Here is an 18,079-nt window from a genome sequence, read left to right on the forward strand (position 1 = left end):
AAGATGTTATTTTTCATGTGAATAGAATTGATTTATTTTTCTAATGAATACTCTGGAGCCAGAAGTGGTTTGTTTTTATAATAGAGAGACCGCTCTTTAAACAGGTACAACGGCATCATGACAACGGATACCACGAGTTGCGCGAAGAAAAGCCGTGGCCGACCAAAAGTGTTCGACAGGGAAGCTGCGCTTGATAAGGCCATGACTCTCTTCTGGCAGCACGGCTATGAAGCAACTTCGCTTGCCGATCTCGTAGAGGCTACCGGGGCGAAAGCGCCTACTCTCTATGCGGAATTCACTAACAAAGAAGGATTATTTCGCGCTGTCCTGGATCGCTACATCACTCGCTTTGCCTCAAAACACGAAGCCCAGCTCTTTTGTGAAGAGAAAAGCGTAGAATCGGCGCTGGAAGATTACTTCACAGAAATTGCCGCCTGCTTTACCAGTACGGACACGCCGGCTGGCTGCTTTATGATTAATACGTCCGCCACCCTGGCCGCCTCCTCGCGCGATATCGCCCGCACGGTAAAATCACGCCACGCCATGCAGGAACAGACGCTCATCCAGTTTCTGCGCCAACGTCAGGAGCGCGGTGAAATTCCGGCGCACTGTAACCCGCAGGCGCTCGCGGAATATATAAACTGTATTTTACAGGGAATGTCGATCAGCGCCCGCGAGGGAGCCACCTTCGAACAACTGATGCAAATTACGCGTACGACTCTGCGCATCTGGCCTGAACTGCTCAAGCCCTGAACGACGCGGCTTCGGATAAAAAAAGCCCCTCAGCCTGAGCGAATGAGGGGCTAACTTGCAGAGTACAGCTTTTTTATGCTTTGTTATTCAAAACCAGTTGGCCATTGCCGTCGAGGGGAATTTGCGTTCCGGGGTCTTTATCCATGCGGATTTTGCCCTGCTGATCGCCAATTTTGTAGGTCACGTCGTAGCCAAGCATCTTTTCAGATTTGTCATACACCGTCTTACAGCGTTGCTGCGTGGTAGTGTAAGTATCACTTTCCTGCATTGACCCCTGGATTTGATTGCCAGCATAACCGCCGCCTAGCGCCCCGACGACCGTCGCCACATCTTTACCACGACCGCCGCCAAATTGATGTCCAATCACGCCGCCTGCTACTGCGCCAAGCACCGAGCCGGCAATACGGTTTTCGTCCTGAACCGGTCTACGATGCGTGACCGTGACATTACGGCACTCCTGACGCGGCGTTTTTACCGTCTCTTTAATCGGTTTAGCCGATATCACCTGCGCATATTGCGGACCACGATCAAATACGTTGAGACTGGCCACTGCCGCCACACCCAGCGCAGCCGCTACGCCAATCCCTATACCCGCCAACATTGATTTATTCACGGGAGTTCCTCCTTCGTTGCTATTGGTAACAATTTTGCAACCAGTATGCGAACAAAGCCAATCGGAATGAGGATGAAAAATGCGGGATGAGGCGGTAAAGCTGAAGGATTCGGACAACTCCGAAGCAAGTGATGGAGAAGCGCTCACCGGCGAGCAGCCGGTGAGGCGCAGAAAAATTAATGCAGTTTCAGGCGCGGACGAATGACGCGGTTAATACTGCCCACCAGCATCATCAGGCCGGTTTTAAAGTATCCATGCAGCGCTATCTGGTGCATACGGTATAGCGAGATATACACGAAGCGGGCGATACGTCCTTCAATCATCATTGAACCGCGGGTCAGGTTCCCCATCAGACTACCCACGGTAGAGAAGTTGGACAGAGAGACCAGCGATCCATGATCTTTATACTGGTAAGCTTTCAGCGGCTTGCCATTCATCTGCGCCAGAATGTTATTCATCGCGCAGGTAGCCATCTGATGCGCCGCCTGAGCGCGAGGCGGCACAAAACCTCCCTCCGGACGTGCGCAGGAAGCGCAGTCGCCAATCGCATAAATATCAGGATCGCGCGTGGTTTGCAGCGTCGGTTCCACCACCAGTTGGTTAATGCGGTTCGTTTCCAGACCACCAATCTCTTTCATAAAATCTGGCGCTTTGATACCCGCCGCCCACACCATCAGATCGGCCTGAATATATTCACCTTCTTTCGTATGCAGACCGCCTTCGTCGGCGCTGGTGACCATAGTTTGCGTCAGTACGCGAACGCCCAGTTTGGTCAGTTCATTATGCGCGGCGCTGGAGATACGCGGCGGCAACGCAGGCAGAATACGCTCGCCAGCCTCAACCAACGTCACGTTCAGCGCGTCGTTGGTCAGCCCCTTATAACCATAGCTATGCAGCTGTTTTACCGCGTTATGCAGTTCAGCCGACAGCTCAACCCCCGTCGCACCGCCGCCAACGATGGCGATATTGACCTTACCGTTCGCGCCCAGATTAGCCGAATACTTGAGGAACAGGTTCAGCATCTCCTGGTGAAAACGGCGCGCCTGATGCGGGTTATCGAGGAAGATACAGTGCTCTTTCACGCCCGGCGTGTTGAAATCATTAGAGGTGCTGCCCAGCGCCATCACCAGCGTGTCATACGCGATTTTGCGCTCCGGCACCAGCAGTTCGCCCTTTTCATCACGCAACTCGGCAATAGTGATGGTTTTCGCTTCGCGATCGATATCCATCACCGACCCCAGTTGGAACTGGAAACCATGATTGCGCGCATGGGCCAGATAGCTCAGCGCATCCACGCCTTCGTCCAGAGAGCCAGTCGCCACTTCGTGCAGCAATGGTTTCCACAGATGGCTGTGATTTCTGTCTACCAGCGTGATTTTCGCTTTTTTCTTGCGCCCCAGTTTATGGCCTAACTGCGTCGCCATTTCCAGCCCGCCAGCGCCGCCGCCGACAATCACGATCTTTTTTAATGGTGTAGTCAACGTGACCCCCTTAAATTTATTAACCAATTGTTAATTAAAAGTTATTAGCATAGCCTTTAATTAACAACAAGTTACGTTAATGAGAATAAGCTTCTGATATGAGAATAGCATGAACGGTGCATTGGTCATACCAAAATTGATGTGCATCAAGTTTTCATGCTGAAAAGATAGACAGTTTGCGAGAATTGAGCATAAAAAAACCAGCCGCAAGGCTGGTTATCCGGTCACTGATAACGCCATATTGCCGGGGGCGTTACCCCAGCGTTTTAAACGCTTTGATACGTTGCAAGTGCGGCGAAATATTTTTGAATTTGTGAGTCTGTTCCTCATCCCACACAATTTCATAATACGGGTGAAGCGCTTGCGCTGAGCGTTGGCTGTCCAGCGCTTCGTCATGACGCGAGAGGATCACCAGACAACGATCGCGATTTTTTTCGCGAAAGTTGGTCACGCACTTTGTAGCGATGTCCGCATATTCTTCCGGGCGATCGATTTTCCCCTCCATGTTTTCATAGGGGAACAGGTTCGGGTTAAAAACCACCTGACGGATATCGCACAAAAAGCCAATCCGCTCCGCCCAGTAACCGCCCAGCCCCACGCCACAGATTAAAGGGCGCTCGTCCACATTCAACTGCAACATTTTGTCCACTTCTTTCAGCAGATGCTGCATATCGTGCTTAGGATGCCGCGTACTGTAGCTTACCAGCCGAACATCCGGGTCGATAAACTGTAATTGCAACACTTTTTCATGGTTGCCCGGACTATTTGAATCAAAACCGTGTAAATAAATAATCATCTGGCACCCTCACGAAAACTCGAGTTAATGACCTGCTTTTTCTTCCTGCCAGCGTTCATGTAACTGGTTGAGCTGGGCGCTGGCTGTTTTCCAGCGTGCTGAGTCCATGAGCTCCCGGCGTGAAAATGAACCTTTATGATACAAACGTGTAACACGTTCTGCTTTGATCGGCGACAGATTATCCAGCACGCTGACTGCGCCTTTACGATTATTGCAGACCAGAATCATATCGCAACCCGCATCCAGCGACGCCTGAGCGCGCTCAGCATAGCTGCCCATAATCGCCGCGCCCTCCATCGACAGATCGTCGGAGAAAATGACGCCGTCAAAGCCTAACTCCTGACGCAGCACCGTTTTCAGCCAGTACGGCGAACCGCTTGCCGGACGCGGATCGGTAGCGCGGTAGATCACGTGGGCAGGCATAATCGCATCCAGTTTATTCTCGCTAATCAGCGTGCGGAACACCGACATATCTTTACCACGAATGTCCGTTTCAGGACGTGGATCGCACGGCGTCTCTTTGTGGGAGTCCGCCGTGACCGCGCCGTGGCCGGGGAAATGCTTACCGGTCGTTTTCATCCCGGCGTCATGCATGCCGTCAATAAAGCGCGTTGCCATTGCCAACGCTTTTGCGGGATCGGCATGATAAGAACGCTCGCCAATTGCCGCGCTGATATGCCCGACGTCCAGCACTGGCGCAAAACTGATATCAATATCCATCGCGATCATTTCGCTGGCCATCAGCCACCCTGCCTCCTGCGCCAGTCGTCCCCCCTCTTCCAGCCCATGCAGCGCAAAAAAAGATTGCGCCGCGGGCAGGCGGGTAAACCCTTCACGGAAACGCTGTACGCGCCCGCCTTCCTGATCGACGGCCACCACCAGATGGTTACGCGATGCCGCCCGAATCTGGCGCACTAATTCGCGCAACTGTTCCGGATCATGGTAATTACGCGTGAACAGAATAAGCCCGCCAACCAGCGGATGCGCCAGTATCTCGCGCTCCTCCGCATCCAGCTCACATCCTTCGACATTCAACATTACTGGGCCCACACTGCTCTCCTTATCCTTTCATACGTAGCTGGCGCCAGGTTTCATCGGCCAGCCTGATAAATTGTTGCTCGCCGGTTTGTCGCCAGCGGTATTCGAACCACCCTGCTTTTAGCATAATGACCCAGGGGTGCCATAATCGTATCTGTCGCCATAGCTGCCGGGCGTCGATTCGCGCGCGCGCTGCATAAGCGTCTGCCAGTTGTCGGTGCTGGCGTTCATCATCAACCCATACTGCCGCCAGCTCCAACGCAATATCGCCGTCGCCGGCATACTCCCAGTCAATCAGTCTCAACCCGGCGGACGTTAATACTATATTGTCGCCATGGACATCCATATGCAAAGGCGCGAGCCGCAGCGGGCGAGGTTCACCGTTTTTTTGCAACTGTTTGAGCCGCCGCAACCAAAACGGCGTACGCCTTGCCGGATCGCAACACGACCAGTACTGCGCCAATAGTGGCGATAGCGCGATACGCCAGCCAAAACGCGGCTGTTGATGCAAATGATACAGTAAGGCCGCCAGTTCGTCGGCATCTGGCAGAGCGGAATTTACCACACCATGCAGATATTCTACCGCCATCCAGCCCGGCGTATAAAAAAGCGCTCGCGGCGCCAGACTGGCCGGCAATTGGGATAAGGCGCGGTGATGACGTAAAAAATGGGCTGGTGGAGCGTCGGGGTCGTGATGACGGCGCAGCACGATACGGTGAGTATCGTGAGCAATAATACAGCTCCCGCCGCTTAGCCCCTGCGATGCAACGACGGCGGGACGATACTGGGGAAAATAGCGCGACAGGATCTCGTCGCGCGTTAAGGGATTATTGTTGTTGGACCGCACCTTTACCTGACCAGATTATCTCGCCAGTTTGCACCAGCATTAACTGCATCTGTAATGCAGGCGCGTTAACGTTACCGGATGCGCTGGAGTAAAGTACATATTGCGCCCCGACGTTGCGCGCAATGCCAATAGCTTTACTGCGCGTTCCCAGACTATCCTGCGGAGACAACCCTAGCTGCTGTTTTGCCATCGCGAGTTGCTGTACGGAGACCAGCGTAAATTTACCGTTGTTCGCCAGCGCATTACGTAACGTTTCCGTTGCCTCGTTCGCATTTAACGACCCATTCGTCCGGTTATTCACGCTGTCGACAAGCAATACGTTTCCGGCCGTCACGCCATCAGCCTGCAACATTTTGCTGACCAGCGGTTGCATCGCGCCGTTCCAGTCATAGTGGCGCACCTTAGGCGCTGGCTGGCCCGTTTGATCTTCATGTTCGATCGGCCCCGGTTGCTGTGGAATGGTTGGCACAGACGGCACAACAGGAGGTTGCGGCGGCTGCGCGGGTTGTTCTGGCGCTGGTTTTACCTCTTCAACTGGCGCAGGTTGACGTTGCGCCATACACCCGGAGAGAAATATCGCCAGCGCAGCGATGGCGGCGTAGCGATGCATTTTTGTCATCAAAATTCACTCCTCACAAATAAAGATAAAGCCTGACCTTATGCGCCCCCAGATAATTGGCGCTGCCAAATAGCGTTACCGACGAACGCGCGGGTATGGTTACGCTACGCGGCGCCTCCAGCGGATGCATCTCCAGCCCCCGCGCGTCATACCAGTAAAACCGATAATGAACGGTTATGGGCTCTTGCCTTTCGTTATAGACGCGGGAAGAGGCTGATGGCTGGATATCAGACGCCGTCAGTTCAGGCGGCTCTGCGGTGACGCCCGCCGCCAGAACCGTGGACTCCATCACCAGCGACTGCGCGTCGCTTACCGGAATTTCAGGGTGTGACCGGCAGCCGGTAAGCAGCAGCAAGCCCAGAGAAACCGCGATGCATCCTTTGATCATACTTACAAGCCTTTATGCGCCAGCATCGGGCCTAGCGGGCGGCCGCCCAGTAGGTGCATATGGATATGATAAACCTCCTGGCCCCCATGACGGTTGGTATTCATGATTAAACGATACCCATCTTCGGCAATGCCTTCTTGTTCGGCGATTTTCGCCGCCACGGTGATCATCCGACCTAACGCCTGTTCATGTTCCGCCGTCACGTCATTGACGGTTGGGATCAGGATATTGGGAATAATCAAGATATGCGTCGGCGCCTGCGGTGAAATATCACGAAAGGCGGTGACCAACTCATCCTGATAAACGATATCCGAAGGGATTTCACGACGAATAATTTTGCTGAATATAGTTTCTTCTGCCACGACGTTTTCCTTTTTCATAATAGCCCTTGCAGCGCACATGCTACGCCGAGCCATACTGCGAGTATAGAGTATGAGCGAGTTACCGACGCTCTTTCAACTTTAACCCACGATTTATTAAGCGAAAAATGACTACATGCTGGACTTACCGCCATATCCCCCTGCCATGACGCCTTTGTACGCTTAAAAAATATTTCTAGTTTCCTTGGTTATACCGTTTTACACATTTAATACAAATGCGTATATTTCTCATTTGCATTTTTATGCGCATTAACTAGCAAAGAATGAAAAGGTTCAACGTCATACGTCCTGAACTTACCCCAATAACAAGCAAGGATTTTCAGATGTCTTTCATTCAATACCGCCGGGACAAACACCTTCCGTCCACCGCCGCACCGTCGCTGTTAGCTATGGGTATGGCGATGGCATTTATGCCTGCCGCCTTCGCGGCTGAGGATACCGTTATTGTCGAAGGCGCGACGACCGCTGACGCCGTAAACCGTGAAGAACAGGATTACAGCGTGAAAACGACCGCAGCGGGCACCAAAATGCCGATGACTCAGCGCGATATCCCGCAGTCGGTCAGTATTGTCAGCCAACAGCGTATGGAAGACCAGCAGTTGCAAACCCTGGGCGAGGTGATGACCAATACGCTGGGGATCAGCGGAAGCCAGGCTGACTCCGATCGCATCAGCTATTACTCGCGCGGGTTTGAAATTGACAACTATATGGTTGACGGTATTCCAACGTATTTTGAGTCCCGCTGGAATCTGGGCGATGCGCTAACGGATACCGCGCTGTATGAGCGCGTGGAGGTGGTTCGCGGCGCGAATGGGCTGATGACCGGAACCGGCAATCCTTCTGCCTCAATTAATATGATCCGTAAACACGCCACCAGTCGGGAGTTCAAAGGTAACGTCTCCACAGAATACGGTAGCTGGAATAAGCAGCGTTACGTCATGGATCTGCAAAGTCCGCTCACCGCAGACGGCAATGTCCGTGGGCGCATCGTGGCGGGTTATCAGAATAATGATTCCTGGCTGGACCGCTATAACAGTGAGAAAGCGTTCTTTTCCGGAATTATCGATGCCGATCTGGGTGCAACTACCAGCCTTTCAGCCGGTTATGAATATCAAAAAATTGATGTCAACAGCCCAACCTGGGGCGGTCTGCCGCGCTGGAACACCGATGGCAGCAAAAATAGCTATGACCGCGCGCGTAGTACCGCCCCGGACTGGGCTTATAACAACAAAGAGATAAATAAATTCTTCGTCACGCTTAAGCAGCGTTTTGCCGAAAGCTGGCAGGCGACCCTGAATGCGACCCATACTGAGGTCAAATTCGACAGTAAAATGATGTATATCGATGCGTTAGTCGATAAAGAGACAGGTACGCTGGTGAGTCCTTATGGCGCAAGCTACCCCGTGGTCGGCGGTACGGGCTGGAACAGCGGCAAGCGCAAAGTAGATGCCATAGATCTCTTTGCCGATGGCGCTTATGAGCTGTTTGGCCGTCAGCACAATATGATGTTTGGCGGCAGTTATAGTAAGCAGAATAACCGCTATTTTAGCGCCTGGGCGAACGTCTTTCCGGACGACATTGGCAACTTCAGCGCCTTTAACGGTAATTTCCCCCAAACCCACTGGGCGCCACAAAATCTGGCGCAGGACGATACCACGCATATGAAATCGCTGTATGCCGCTACGCGCATTTCGCTGGCCGACCCGCTGCATCTGATTCTTGGCGCTCGTTATACCAACTGGCGTGTTGATACACTGACCTACAGCATGGAGAAAAACCATACCACGCCGTATGCCGGGCTGATTTATGATATCAACGACAACTGGTCCGCTTATGCCAGTTATACCTCTATCTTTCAGCCGCAGAATAAACGCGACAAAGCGGGTCAATATCTGGCTCCGATTACCGGTAATAACTATGAAGCGGGCCTGAAGTCCGACTGGATGAACAGCCGCCTCACCACCACATTGTCCGTGTTCCGCATTGAGCAGGATAACGTCGCTCAGGCAACCACTATTCCCATCCCTGGCAGTAATGGGGAGTTTGCCTGGAAGTCTACTGACGGAACGGTGAGCAAAGGCGTCGAATTTGAAGTGAACGGTGCAATTACCGATAACTGGCAGATGACTTTCGGGGCTACCCGGTATGTTGCCGAGGACAATGAAGGTAACGCCGTGAACCCTAATCTTCCGCGCACCAGCGTGAAGTTATTCACCCGCTATCGTCTGCCGGCGATACCGGAGCTGACGGTCGGCGGCGGCGTGAACTGGCAGAATCGGGTTTACAAAGATACCACGACGCCGTACGGCACTTTCCGCGCCGAACAGGGCAGCTATGCGCTGGTCGATCTGTTTACCCGCTATCAGGTGACGAAAAATTTTTCCGTGCAGGGAAACATCAACAACCTGTTTGATAAAACCTACGACACCAATATTGATGGTTCCATTGTTTACGGCGCGCCGCGTAACGTCAGCCTCACCGCCAATTATCAGTTCTGACAGACTGTCGGAGAGCGGCATGTAAAGCGCCATTAAAAAAAGGCAGCCGAATGGCTGCCTTAATTCTCCCCAACATCATTACTGCTTAGCTGTTACGGATGTACTCATCCATTTCCGTTTTCAGGTTATCGGATTTCGTACCAAAAATAGCCTGAACGCCGGAACCCGCGACGACAACGCCTGCCGCGCCCAGTTTCTTCAGGCCAGCCTGATCCACTTTCGCTACATCGGCTACGCTCACGCGCAGACGCGTGATACAGGCATCCAGGTTAGTGATGTTCTCTTTACCGCCAAACGCCGCAACCAAAGCCGGCGCCATTTCGCTGGTCGCGCCCGCTTTTGCGTCATCAGTAGTGTCTTCACGACCCGGCGTTTTCAGATCCAGCGCTTTGATCAGCACGCGGAACACGGTGTAGTACACAATCGCATAACCGGCGCCAACAATCGGGAACAGCCACAATTTGCTGCTGTTACCGGACAGCACGATAAAGTCGATCAGACCGTGGGAGAACGACGTACCGTCACGCATCCCCAGCAGGATACAGATCGGGAATGCCAGACCTGCCAGAATTGCGTGAATAATGTACAGGATCGGCGCCACGAACATGAAGGAGAACTCGATAGGCTCGGTAATACCCGTCAAAAACGAGGTCAGCGCGGCGGAAATCATGATACCGCCCACTTTTGCGCGGTTTTCCGGTTTAGCAGAGTGCCAGATAGCAATGGCCGCAGCCGGCAGACCGTACATTTTGAACAGGAAGCCGCCAGACAACATACCCGCCGTCGGGTCGCCCGCCATATAGCGCGGAATGTCGCCGTGGAATACCTGACCCGCTGCGTTGGTGTATTCGCCGATCTGCATCTGGAAAGGAACGTTCCAGATATGATGCAGACCAAACGGCACCAGGCAACGCTCGATAAAACCGTAAATACCAAACGCGACAACCGGGTTCTGATAAGCCGCCCACTGCGAGAACGCCTGGATAGCCGTACCGATTGGCGGCCATACGAAAGACAGCACCACACCGGTAAAAATAGCGGCCAGACCCGAAATGATCGGCACGAAGCGTTTGCCCGCAAAGAAGCCCAGATACTCAGGCAGTTTGATACGGTAGAAGCGGTTAAACATATACGCTGCGATCGCACCGGAGATAATCCCCCCGAGAACACCCGTATCAGCAAGGTGTTTAGCGGCGATCTCTTCAGCAGGTAAATGCAGAACCAGCGGCGCAACCACAGCCATGGTTTTCACCATGATGCCATACGCTACTACCGCCGCCAGAGCCGAAACGCCGTCGTTGTTGGTAAAGCCCAACGCCACGCCGATAGCGAAAATCAGCGGCATATTGGCAAAAACAGATCCGCCTGCTTCTGCCATAACGTGCGATACAACGGCTGGCAGCCAGCTGAAGTTAGCGGAACCGACACCCAGCAGGATACCTGCGATAGGGAGTACGGATACCGGCAGCATCAGCGATTTACCGACCTTTTGCAGGTTAGCAAATGCATTCTTAAACATAATTGAGAGTGCTCCTGAGTATTTGTGCTTTTCTACGTTCTCACGCATTGGCGAGGGGGGAGAACCCCGCCGTGGACAGGACCTCTAAGTGCCCTTTTATTTATTACACAGAGTAAAATAAATACGTCTGATTTTGTTTGACGGCTATCACGTTTCAGCGCCAGATAGCCTAAAAAGTATCACATTCTGCCAAAATGAGTTTCCGAATGTTTCCATAAGCTCGCTCACCGCCCCTTTTGTGGCGGTGAACTTTACGCGCTTTGCTTATTAATTACGAGCTTTAAAAAAACTCGTTTAACGGATTGATGACAGGCGAGACGCGTCAATATGGAACAGGCGAGCAAAGTTATCGGTGGTGATCTGCGCCAGTTCTTCAACGGCAACCCCTTTCAATACCGCCATATATTCTGCGACGTCGCGTACCATCGCAGGCTGGTTCTCTTTACCGCGATGCGGCACCGGCGCCAGATAAGGAGAATCGGTCTCGACTAATAACCGATCAAGCGGCACATAGCGCGCCGCATCACGCAACTGTTCAGCGTTACGGAACGTTACGATGCCGGAAAAAGAGATATAAAACCCCAGATCCAGCAATTTGCCGGCCGTTTCTCTGTCTTCTGTAAAACAGTGTAGTACGCCGCCGCAATCCGTCACTTTTTCTTCGCGCAGGATAGCCAGCGTATCGGCACGCGCGTCGCGAGTATGGACAATCACCGGTTTATGCAATTCGCGGCCAATCTGGATATGATGAATAAAAGACGCCTGCTGGCGGATTTTGGTCTCAGGCGTGTAAAAGTAATCAAGCCCGGTCTCGCCCATCGCCACCACATCGTCTTCTGCAGCAAGGAGGCGCAGTTCTTCTACGTCATATGCTTCATCCTGATTTAACGGATGCACGCCGCAGGAAAAGACCACATTATCGCGCTTGCCCACCAGCTCGCGCATATGGCGATACCCCGGCAGCGTCGTCGCCACCGCTAAACAGAACTTCACATCGCGCGCGGCGGCTTTTGCCAGCACATCGTCCACGTCCTTATGCAAAGATTGATAATCCAGACCATCAAGATGGCAGTGTGAGTCGACTAAAAACATAATGTCTCTCTCAAAGATGAGGAACAGGCAACAAGGTGCCTGGTTGCAGGTAATGCTCGATGCGGAGAATGAGATCGGTTAATACCAGTTCGCGGTTTAATCCGGTCACATGAAGTAATTGATCACGACAATGGCAAACATCGTTCAGGATTGCCTGAATACGCGCCGGGGATAGCGGCCCCGCCAGCGCGGCAACAACCGCGTCCGCATCAACGTTTGTCAGGTACGACGCGCCGTGCTGACGTTTCAGCGCGTCTACCAGCAGCGTCGCCAGCCAGTGCAGGCGCGCCGGGGCTTGCTCATGATTGAGCGCCGTTAATAACGCATACCAGTCGCCCGTATGCAAACTGTCCATTAACGCCTGACACAGCGCCTCACGCTGCGCCCAGCGTTCAGACTGCAACAGCGCCAGCGCGGCGCCGGGCGACCCCGCGTTCAGGCGTAGCGCCGTGAGCAATGCTTCTTGTGACGCCGTCACTTCTCGCGATAGCCATGACATCGCATACGATTCGGACGGCGGCGCCAGATGATGCAGCCGGCAGCGGCTGCGTAATGTCGCCAACAGACGAGCAGGCTCCGGGCTGGCAAGGAAAAACCAGGTTTGCTCCGGCGGCTCTTCCAGCGTTTTGAGCAACGCATTGGCGGCGGCGTCGGTTAATAGCGCCGCATCCGCAATCCACACCACCTTCGCGCCGCCCAGACGGGAGTGCTCGTACAATTTCTCGCTGACCTCGCGTACCGCATCTACGCCGAGGCTACTTTTGCCTTTATCCGGCGTCAGCGTGTAATAGTCCGGATGCGTGCCAGCCTGCATAAGCTGACAGCCACGGCAATGCCCACAGCTTTTGTGGCCCTCAGGCTGCTGGCATAACAGATAACGGCTCAGCGCATAGCACAGCGCCTCGTCGCCCATGCCAGGTAAGGCCTGAATCAGTAGCGCATGGTGCCCACGTCCCGCCTGGTAACTTTCTACCAGTTTTTCATAGGCGGGCCGTAACCATGGATACCATTTCATGCCGCTTGCTCCTGCACCCACTTCGTCACCGTGGCGCGAATGTCGCGCATGACGGCATCCAGCGGCTGGGTCGCGTCAATGGTGCGGATACGCGAGTCTTGCGCCGCCAGTTCCAGATAGCGCGCGCGAGTCCGGTTAAAGAAATCAAAAGATTCCTGCTCAATGCGATCCAAATCGCCGCGCGCTCTGGCGCGTTTTAGCCCGACTTCCGGCGTGACATCCAGATACAGCGTCAGGTCAGGGCGAAAATCGCCCAGCACGGCATCGCGTAGTGTCGCCAGCATGGTTTGATCAATGCCGCGCCCTCCCCCCTGATACGCCTGGGTCGAGAGATCGTGGCGATCGCCGATCACCCATATGCCTTGCGCCAGCGCGGGTTTGATTACCGTTTCGACGAGCTGTACGCGAGCGGCATAAAACATCAGTACTTCCGCTTTATCGGTAATCACTTCGTCGCCTACCGATCGGATATCCAGCACCAGACTTCGTAGTTTTTCAGCAAGCTGCGTACCGCCCGGCTCACGGGTAAAAATCATGTTACGAATACCCAGTTGCTCAAGGGTCTCCACCACCACGTCGCGCGCAGTGGTTTTTCCGGCGCCTTCCAGGCCCTCGATGACGATATAATTACTGCCCATTTTTTTCCTTAAGCACTTTCAGGTACTCCTGCACTGACCGATTATGGCTGGCAAGATTGGTGTTAAATGTGTGACCGCCTTTACCGTCGGCCACAAAATAGAGATACGGCGTTTTCGCCGGATGCGCCGCCGCCTGCAATGACGCTTCGCTGGGCGATGCGATCGGTCCTGGCGGCAGCCCGGTTATGGTATACGTGTTATAAGCCGTCGGCTTTTCCAGATCCGCACGCGACAAGTTACCATTATAACTCGTCCCCATCCCGTAAATCACGGTGGGATCGGTCTGAAGGCGCATACCGATTCTCAGGCGATTAATAAAGACTGAGGCCACCTGATCGCGTTCGCTGGCGACAGCCGTCTCTTTTTCAATAATCGAGGCCATTGTCACCAGTTGGTTCTGATCTTTATAAGGCAGCCCCTCGGCCCGGCCTTTCCAGACAGTATCGACAGCTTTCACCATCTTTTGGTGCGCTCGCTTGAGAATAGCGACATCGCTGGTGTTGGCGGTATACATCCAGGTATCGGGCCAGAACCACCCTTCTACCCATTCCGGATGCGCAAGCTTTAATGCCTGAGCGACAGTGGCGTAGTCATCATCCGGCAATGTATGGCGAATATACGGCGCCTCTCGTAGCTGTTTCAGGTAATCGCTAAGGCGCATCCCTTCCACAAACCGCAACGGGAATTGCGCTTCTTTGCCGCTCTCCAGCAACTCAAGCATCTCCCGTACGGTCATACCCGGCGTAAAACGGTAAGTTCCCGCTTTAAAGTGCGATAACTCAGGCTCCACGCGCAGCAGCCACTGAAATACCCGGGGACGATTAATGATTTTTTCATCATAAAGCTGGTCACCAAGCGCCAGCCGACCCGTTCCCGCCTTGAGCGTAAAGATAGTCTCGTTTTTAATAAGTAACGTGCTGTTCGCCAGATGGCGAACTTTCCACATCCCCACGCCCGCGGCAATACCCAGCACAACCAACAGCAGAAGGAAAACGCCTGACAATTTTTTCATAACTAATTCGGATGCTCACAAAATGGGGCTAAAAATTGAAACAGTGTTCGCGAAGAATACGACGTCCCGTGATAGGCGCGTATGGGAATAATCGGCATTAGCGCGTTGCAGATGATAATCTCATCCGCCTGCCTGACTGCCTCCTCTCTCGCCTGTACTTCAAGAACCTGGAAAGGAGATTGCGCCAGTTGGCGTAAACAAAATTGTCGCATAATGCCGTTCACCCCGGCCTGATCCAGACGCGGCGTAAAAACAATGTCGCCTGTACGCCAGAACAAATTAGCCGCACAGCATTCCGTAACCCATCCCTCGCTGTCAAGAACCAGCGCCTCATCGGCGTCCGTCTGCTCAAGATGAGAGCGAATCAACACCTGTTCGAGGCGGTTCAGATGTTTTAATCCGGCAAGATAAGGATTGCGCCCAAGCGGTATGGGACTAAGGGTAAGAGTGATGCCTTGCTTACGCCACTGAGAATAATAAGCGGGATAAGCAGAAACGGAGAGGATTCGGGTAGCTGCCTGACAATTCATGGCGCTGTATCCCCGGCCGCCGCTGCCACGGCTAATGATCACTTTCAACACGCCTGAATCATGCCCTGTGGCCAACATTGTCATCTCTTGCCGAAGGGTCGCCCAATGGCTAAAAGCGATCCGTAATTTTTCACAGGCAACCTGCAAGCGCTGAAGATGCGCTTCCAGATGGCAAATGTTGCCATCAACAATACGTGCGGTCGTAAAACTGCCATCGCCGAACTGCGTCGCCCGGTCGCTTACAGCAAGTTGATCCTGCGCATGGCCATTAATTAAAAACATAGTGGCTCCTTATCCGTCGCCTGCTAGTGTGGCAGGATGAATAACGCAGAACAAGAGGTGATATGCCTGATAAAAAAGGCCCGACAAGCGGACCTTTTTATTAATGTCTGTCTCTGGCTTAACTTAGATCTTTTTAAAAATCAAGGAACCGTTAGTTCCGCCAAAGCCAAAGGAGTTACACAGAGCGTACTCCAGATCGCTGACCTGGCGCGCTTCATGCGGCACAAAGTCCAGATCGCAACCTTCATCCGGGTTATCCAGATTAATGGTTGGCGGAATGGCCTGATCGCGCAGCGCCAGAATAGAGAAAATAGACTCTACTGCGCCTGCGGCGCCCAACAGATGGCCGGTCATCGATTTGGTCGAGCTCACCATCACTCGGCTTGCGGCATCGCCAAAGACTGACTTAACCGCCTGCGTCTCAGCTTTGTCGCCGGCAGGCGTCGACGTGCCGTGCGCGTTGACGTAGCCAATCTGAGCAGGCTCAATCGCGGCATCACGCAACGCGTTAACCATCGCCAGCGCAGCGCCTGCGCCATTTTCCGGCGGCGACGTCATATGGTAAGCATCGCTGCTCATACCAAAGCCGACGATTTCAGCATAGATTTTCGCACCACGCGCTTTTGCATGTTCGTACTCTTCAAGCACCAACATACCGGCGCCGTCGCCCAGTACAAAACCATCGCGTTCTTTATCCCACGGACGGCTAGCCGCCTGTGGGTTATCGTTGCGGGTCGACAGCGCGCGCGCTGCGCCAAAACCGCCTACGCCCAGCGGCGTACTGGCTTTTTCTGCGCCACCTGCCACCATCGCGTCCGCATCGCCATAGGCGATGATACGCGCGGCATGGCCGATGTTATGCACGCCTGAAGTACAGGCAGTCGCAATAGAGATGCTTGGCCCACGCAGGCCATACATGATAGTCAGATGGCCTGCTACCATGTTAACAATCGTCGACGGGACAAAGAACGGGCTAATCTTACGCGGTCCGCCTTTTACCAGCGAACTGTGGTTTTCTTCGATCAGACCGAGACCACCGATACCGGAGCCGATAGCGGCGCCAATACGGCTTGCGTTCTCTTCCGTCACTTCAAGGCCAGAATCCTGCATGGCCTGTACGCCAGCGACAATTCCATATTGAATGAAGGCATCCATCTTGCGCTGTTCTTTGCGCGAGATAATGTCATCACAGTTAAAATCCTTTACTAAGCCAGCAAATTTCGTTGCATAGGCGCTAGTATCGAAATGGTCGATCAGGCTGATGCCACTCTGACCGGCAAGGAGAGCTTTCCAGGTAGACTCTACGGTATTGCCGACAGGAGACAACATGCCCAGTCCGGTCACAACTACACGACGCTTAGACACGGTTGTCCTCCAGGGAGGGAAAATGATTCTAGTGGGACAAAAAGATAAAACTCAGGCGGTCGAACGACCGCCTGGAGATGTTCACTTACGCCTGGTGGCCGTTGATGTAATCAATGGCAGCCTGAACGGTGGTGATTTTCTCAGCTTCTTCGTCCGGAATCTCAGTATCAAACTCTTCTTCCAGAGCCATTACCAGCTCAACGGTGTCAAGAGAATCTGCGCCCAGGTCTTCAACGAAAGAAGCATTGTTGGTTACTTCTTCCTGCTTAACGCCCAGCTGTTCGCCGATAATTTTCTTAACGCGTTCTTCGATAGTGCTCATACTCTTAAATTTCCTATCAAAACTCGCTTTCGCGATGGTTTTCGTAGTGTATAAAATGTTGAAAAATTTGCAACTAAATCCCGGCAGGTCTTACCACGATTTTACGTTATTTTGCGGCCTTTCGCCCTAATAACGCAAATATTTTTCAATCGTGATTAAACCATGTACATTCCGCCGTTGACGTGCAGAGTCTCACCAGTGATGTAACTCGCTTCGTCAGAGGCTAAAAATGCAACCGCGCTGGCGATTTCCTGAGCGCCGCCGAGGCGACCCGCAGGCACCTGCGCCAGGATACCCGCACGCTGATCGTCAGACAGCGCACGCGTCATGTCCGTTTCAATAAAACCCGGAGCCACAACATTGACAGTAATACCACGGGACGCAACTTCACGCGCCAGTGATTTACTGAAACCGATCAGGCCCGCTTTCGCCGCAGCGTAGTTTGCCTGACCTGCATTTCCCATGGTACCAACCACAGAACCAATAGTGATAATGCGACCACAACGCTTTTTCATCATAGCGCGCATTACCGCTTTTGACAGGCGGAAAACGGATGATAAGTTGGTTTCGATAATATCGTTCCACTCATCATCTTTCATTCGCATCAACAGATTATCACGAGTGATACCGGCATTATTAACCAGGATATCCACTTCACCAAATTCTGCGCGAATATTTTCCAGAACAGATTCAATAGATGCAGGATCGGTCACATTCAACATCAAACCTTTCCCGTTAGCACCTAAATAGTCGCTAATGTTCTTCGCACCATTTTCACTGGTCGCAGTCCCGATAACTTTCGCGCCGCGGGCAACGAGAGTCTCTGCAATTGCGCGGCCTATGCCACGGCTTGCACCAGTCACCAGCGCAATCTTTCCTTCAAAGCTCATG

The 18,079-nt window shown here is 53.1% G+C and carries 19 protein-coding genes; 2 read left to right on the top strand and 17 right to left on the bottom strand.

Going from position 1 to position 18,079, the window contains the following annotated elements; translation table 11 throughout:
- Nucleotides 1–117: 117 nt before the first annotated feature.
- Nucleotides 118–753, top strand: coding sequence for a TetR family copper-responsive transcriptional repressor ComR (gene comR / locus NA330_RS02855; protein ID WP_000205985.1), 636 nt, complete (start codon nt 118–120; stop codon nt 751–753).
- A 73-nt stretch (nt 754–826) separates the two neighbouring features.
- Here the strand turns inward: comR and NA330_RS02860 are convergent, their stop codons facing one another.
- The 8 genes from NA330_RS02860 to hinT form a co-directional block, all read right to left on the bottom strand.
- Nucleotides 827–1,366 (bottom strand): glycine zipper 2TM domain-containing protein, encoded by a 540-nt coding sequence (locus tag NA330_RS02860; protein WP_001043449.1) that lies wholly within the window; start codon nt 1,364–1,366, stop codon nt 827–829.
- A gap of 176 nt (nt 1,367–1,542) precedes the next feature.
- Nucleotides 1,543–2,847, bottom strand: a complete 1,305-nt coding sequence (gene ndh / locus NA330_RS02865; RefSeq protein ID WP_000211053.1) for an NADH-quinone dehydrogenase — start codon at nt 2,845–2,847, stop codon at nt 1,543–1,545.
- 253 nt (nt 2,848–3,100) lie between these two features.
- Entirely contained in the window at nt 3,101–3,643 is a 543-nt protein-coding gene (gene ycfP, locus NA330_RS02870; RefSeq protein WP_000587945.1) for an alpha/beta hydrolase YcfP, read from the bottom strand.
- A 24-nt stretch (nt 3,644–3,667) separates the two neighbouring features.
- Nucleotides 3,668–4,693 (bottom strand): beta-N-acetylhexosaminidase, encoded by a 1,026-nt coding sequence (gene nagZ, locus NA330_RS02875; protein WP_023242574.1) that lies wholly within the window; start codon nt 4,691–4,693, stop codon nt 3,668–3,670.
- Nucleotides 4,694–4,703: 10 nt separating this feature from the next.
- On the bottom strand, nt 4,704–5,528 hold the full coding sequence (thiK, locus tag NA330_RS02880; protein ID WP_023242575.1) for a thiamine kinase: 825 nt from the start codon (nt 5,526–5,528) through the stop codon (nt 4,704–4,706).
- Entirely contained in the window at nt 5,509–6,147 is a 639-nt protein-coding gene (gene lpoB, locus NA330_RS02885) for a penicillin-binding protein activator LpoB (RefSeq protein ID WP_023242576.1), read from the bottom strand. Before lpoB ends, thiK begins: the two co-directional genes overlap by 20 nt.
- Nucleotides 6,148–6,160: 13 nt before the next feature.
- Nucleotides 6,161–6,535: a YcfL family protein gene (locus NA330_RS02890; RefSeq protein ID WP_000589563.1), complete on the bottom strand. Its 375-nt coding sequence runs from the start codon at nt 6,533–6,535 to the stop codon at nt 6,161–6,163.
- 2 nt (nt 6,536–6,537) lie between these two features.
- Complete coding sequence (hinT, locus tag NA330_RS02895) at nt 6,538–6,897, bottom strand: purine nucleoside phosphoramidase (RefSeq protein WP_001532068.1); 360 nt, start codon at nt 6,895–6,897, stop codon at nt 6,538–6,540.
- Nucleotides 6,898–7,238: 341 nt separating this feature from the next.
- Between hinT and fhuE the strand changes: the two genes are divergently transcribed.
- A complete protein-coding gene (gene fhuE, locus NA330_RS02900; RefSeq protein ID WP_017466045.1) occupies nt 7,239–9,413 on the top strand; it encodes a ferric-rhodotorulic acid/ferric-coprogen receptor FhuE in 2,175 nt (724 codons plus the stop codon).
- An 85-nt stretch (nt 9,414–9,498) separates the two neighbouring features.
- Here the strand turns inward: fhuE and ptsG are convergent, their stop codons facing one another.
- From ptsG to fabG, 9 genes are all read right to left on the bottom strand, one after another.
- A complete protein-coding gene (gene ptsG, locus NA330_RS02905) occupies nt 9,499–10,932 on the bottom strand; it encodes a PTS glucose transporter subunit IIBC (protein WP_000475705.1) in 1,434 nt (477 codons plus the stop codon).
- Between the two features lie 294 nt (nt 10,933–11,226).
- On the bottom strand, nt 11,227–12,024 hold the full coding sequence (locus NA330_RS02910; RefSeq protein ID WP_000480268.1) for a metal-dependent hydrolase: 798 nt from the start codon (nt 12,022–12,024) through the stop codon (nt 11,227–11,229).
- A 10-nt stretch (nt 12,025–12,034) separates the two neighbouring features.
- Complete coding sequence (gene holB / locus NA330_RS02915) at nt 12,035–13,039, bottom strand: DNA polymerase III subunit delta' (RefSeq protein ID WP_000872450.1); 1,005 nt, start codon at nt 13,037–13,039, stop codon at nt 12,035–12,037.
- The gene (tmk, locus tag NA330_RS02920; RefSeq protein WP_000535396.1) at nt 13,036–13,677 is read right to left on the bottom strand and encodes a dTMP kinase; all 642 of its coding nucleotides are present in this window, start codon (nt 13,675–13,677) and stop codon (nt 13,036–13,038) included. The genes holB and tmk overlap by 4 nt, the downstream gene beginning before the upstream one ends.
- Nucleotides 13,667–14,689: a cell division protein YceG gene (yceG, locus tag NA330_RS02925; RefSeq protein ID WP_000736459.1), complete on the bottom strand. Its 1,023-nt coding sequence runs from the start codon at nt 14,687–14,689 to the stop codon at nt 13,667–13,669. The genes tmk and yceG overlap by 11 nt, the downstream gene beginning before the upstream one ends.
- Nucleotides 14,690–14,691: 2 nt before the next feature.
- Nucleotides 14,692–15,501 (bottom strand): aminodeoxychorismate lyase, encoded by an 810-nt coding sequence (pabC, locus tag NA330_RS02930; protein ID WP_000478653.1) that lies wholly within the window; start codon nt 15,499–15,501, stop codon nt 14,692–14,694.
- A gap of 123 nt (nt 15,502–15,624) precedes the next feature.
- Nucleotides 15,625–16,866, bottom strand: coding sequence for a beta-ketoacyl-ACP synthase II (fabF, locus tag NA330_RS02935; RefSeq protein ID WP_000044664.1), 1,242 nt, complete (start codon nt 16,864–16,866; stop codon nt 15,625–15,627).
- Between the two features lie 85 nt (nt 16,867–16,951).
- A complete protein-coding gene (gene acpP / locus NA330_RS02940; RefSeq protein ID WP_000103754.1) occupies nt 16,952–17,188 on the bottom strand; it encodes an acyl carrier protein in 237 nt (78 codons plus the stop codon).
- Between the two features lie 155 nt (nt 17,189–17,343).
- Entirely contained in the window at nt 17,344–18,078 is a 735-nt protein-coding gene (gene fabG, locus NA330_RS02945; RefSeq protein ID WP_000007236.1) for a 3-oxoacyl-ACP reductase FabG, read from the bottom strand.
- Nucleotide 18,079: the final 1 nt, after the last annotated feature.

This window comes from Salmonella sp. NW722, from assembly GCF_051702785.1.
In the GTDB taxonomy this organism is placed as follows: domain Bacteria; phylum Pseudomonadota; class Gammaproteobacteria; order Enterobacterales; family Enterobacteriaceae; genus Salmonella; species Salmonella enterica.

Excerpts from the sequence above, each read along its gene's own strand:
- comR (WP_000205985.1), top strand. The coding sequence starts at position 118 with ATGACAACGGATACCACGAGTTGCGCGAAGAAAAGCCGTGGCCGACCA.
- ycfP (WP_000587945.1), bottom strand. The coding sequence starts at position 3,643 with ATGATTATTTATTTACACGGTTTTGATTCAAATAGTCCGGGCAACCAT.
- lpoB (WP_023242576.1), bottom strand. The coding sequence starts at position 6,147 with ATGACAAAAATGCATCGCTACGCCGCCATCGCTGCGCTGGCGATATTT.
- NA330_RS02890 (WP_000589563.1), bottom strand. The coding sequence starts at position 6,535 with ATGATCAAAGGATGCATCGCGGTTTCTCTGGGCTTGCTGCTGCTTACC.
- fhuE (WP_017466045.1), top strand. The coding sequence starts at position 7,239 with ATGTCTTTCATTCAATACCGCCGGGACAAACACCTTCCGTCCACCGCC.
- ptsG (WP_000475705.1), bottom strand. The coding sequence starts at position 10,932 with ATGTTTAAGAATGCATTTGCTAACCTGCAAAAGGTCGGTAAATCGCTG.
- NA330_RS02910 (WP_000480268.1), bottom strand. The coding sequence starts at position 12,024 with ATGTTTTTAGTCGACTCACACTGCCATCTTGATGGTCTGGATTATCAA.
- holB (WP_000872450.1), bottom strand. The coding sequence starts at position 13,039 with ATGAAATGGTATCCATGGTTACGGCCCGCCTATGAAAAACTGGTAGAA.
- tmk (WP_000535396.1), bottom strand. The coding sequence starts at position 13,677 with ATGGGCAGTAATTATATCGTCATCGAGGGCCTGGAAGGCGCCGGAAAA.
- yceG (WP_000736459.1), bottom strand. The coding sequence starts at position 14,689 with ATGAAAAAATTGTCAGGCGTTTTCCTTCTGCTGTTGGTTGTGCTGGGT.
- pabC (WP_000478653.1), bottom strand. The coding sequence starts at position 15,501 with ATGTTTTTAATTAATGGCCATGCGCAGGATCAACTTGCTGTAAGCGAC.
- acpP (WP_000103754.1), bottom strand. The coding sequence starts at position 17,188 with ATGAGCACTATCGAAGAACGCGTTAAGAAAATTATCGGCGAACAGCTG.
- fabG (WP_000007236.1), bottom strand. The coding sequence starts at position 18,078 with ATGAGCTTTGAAGGAAAGATTGCGCTGGTGACTGGTGCAAGCCGTGGC.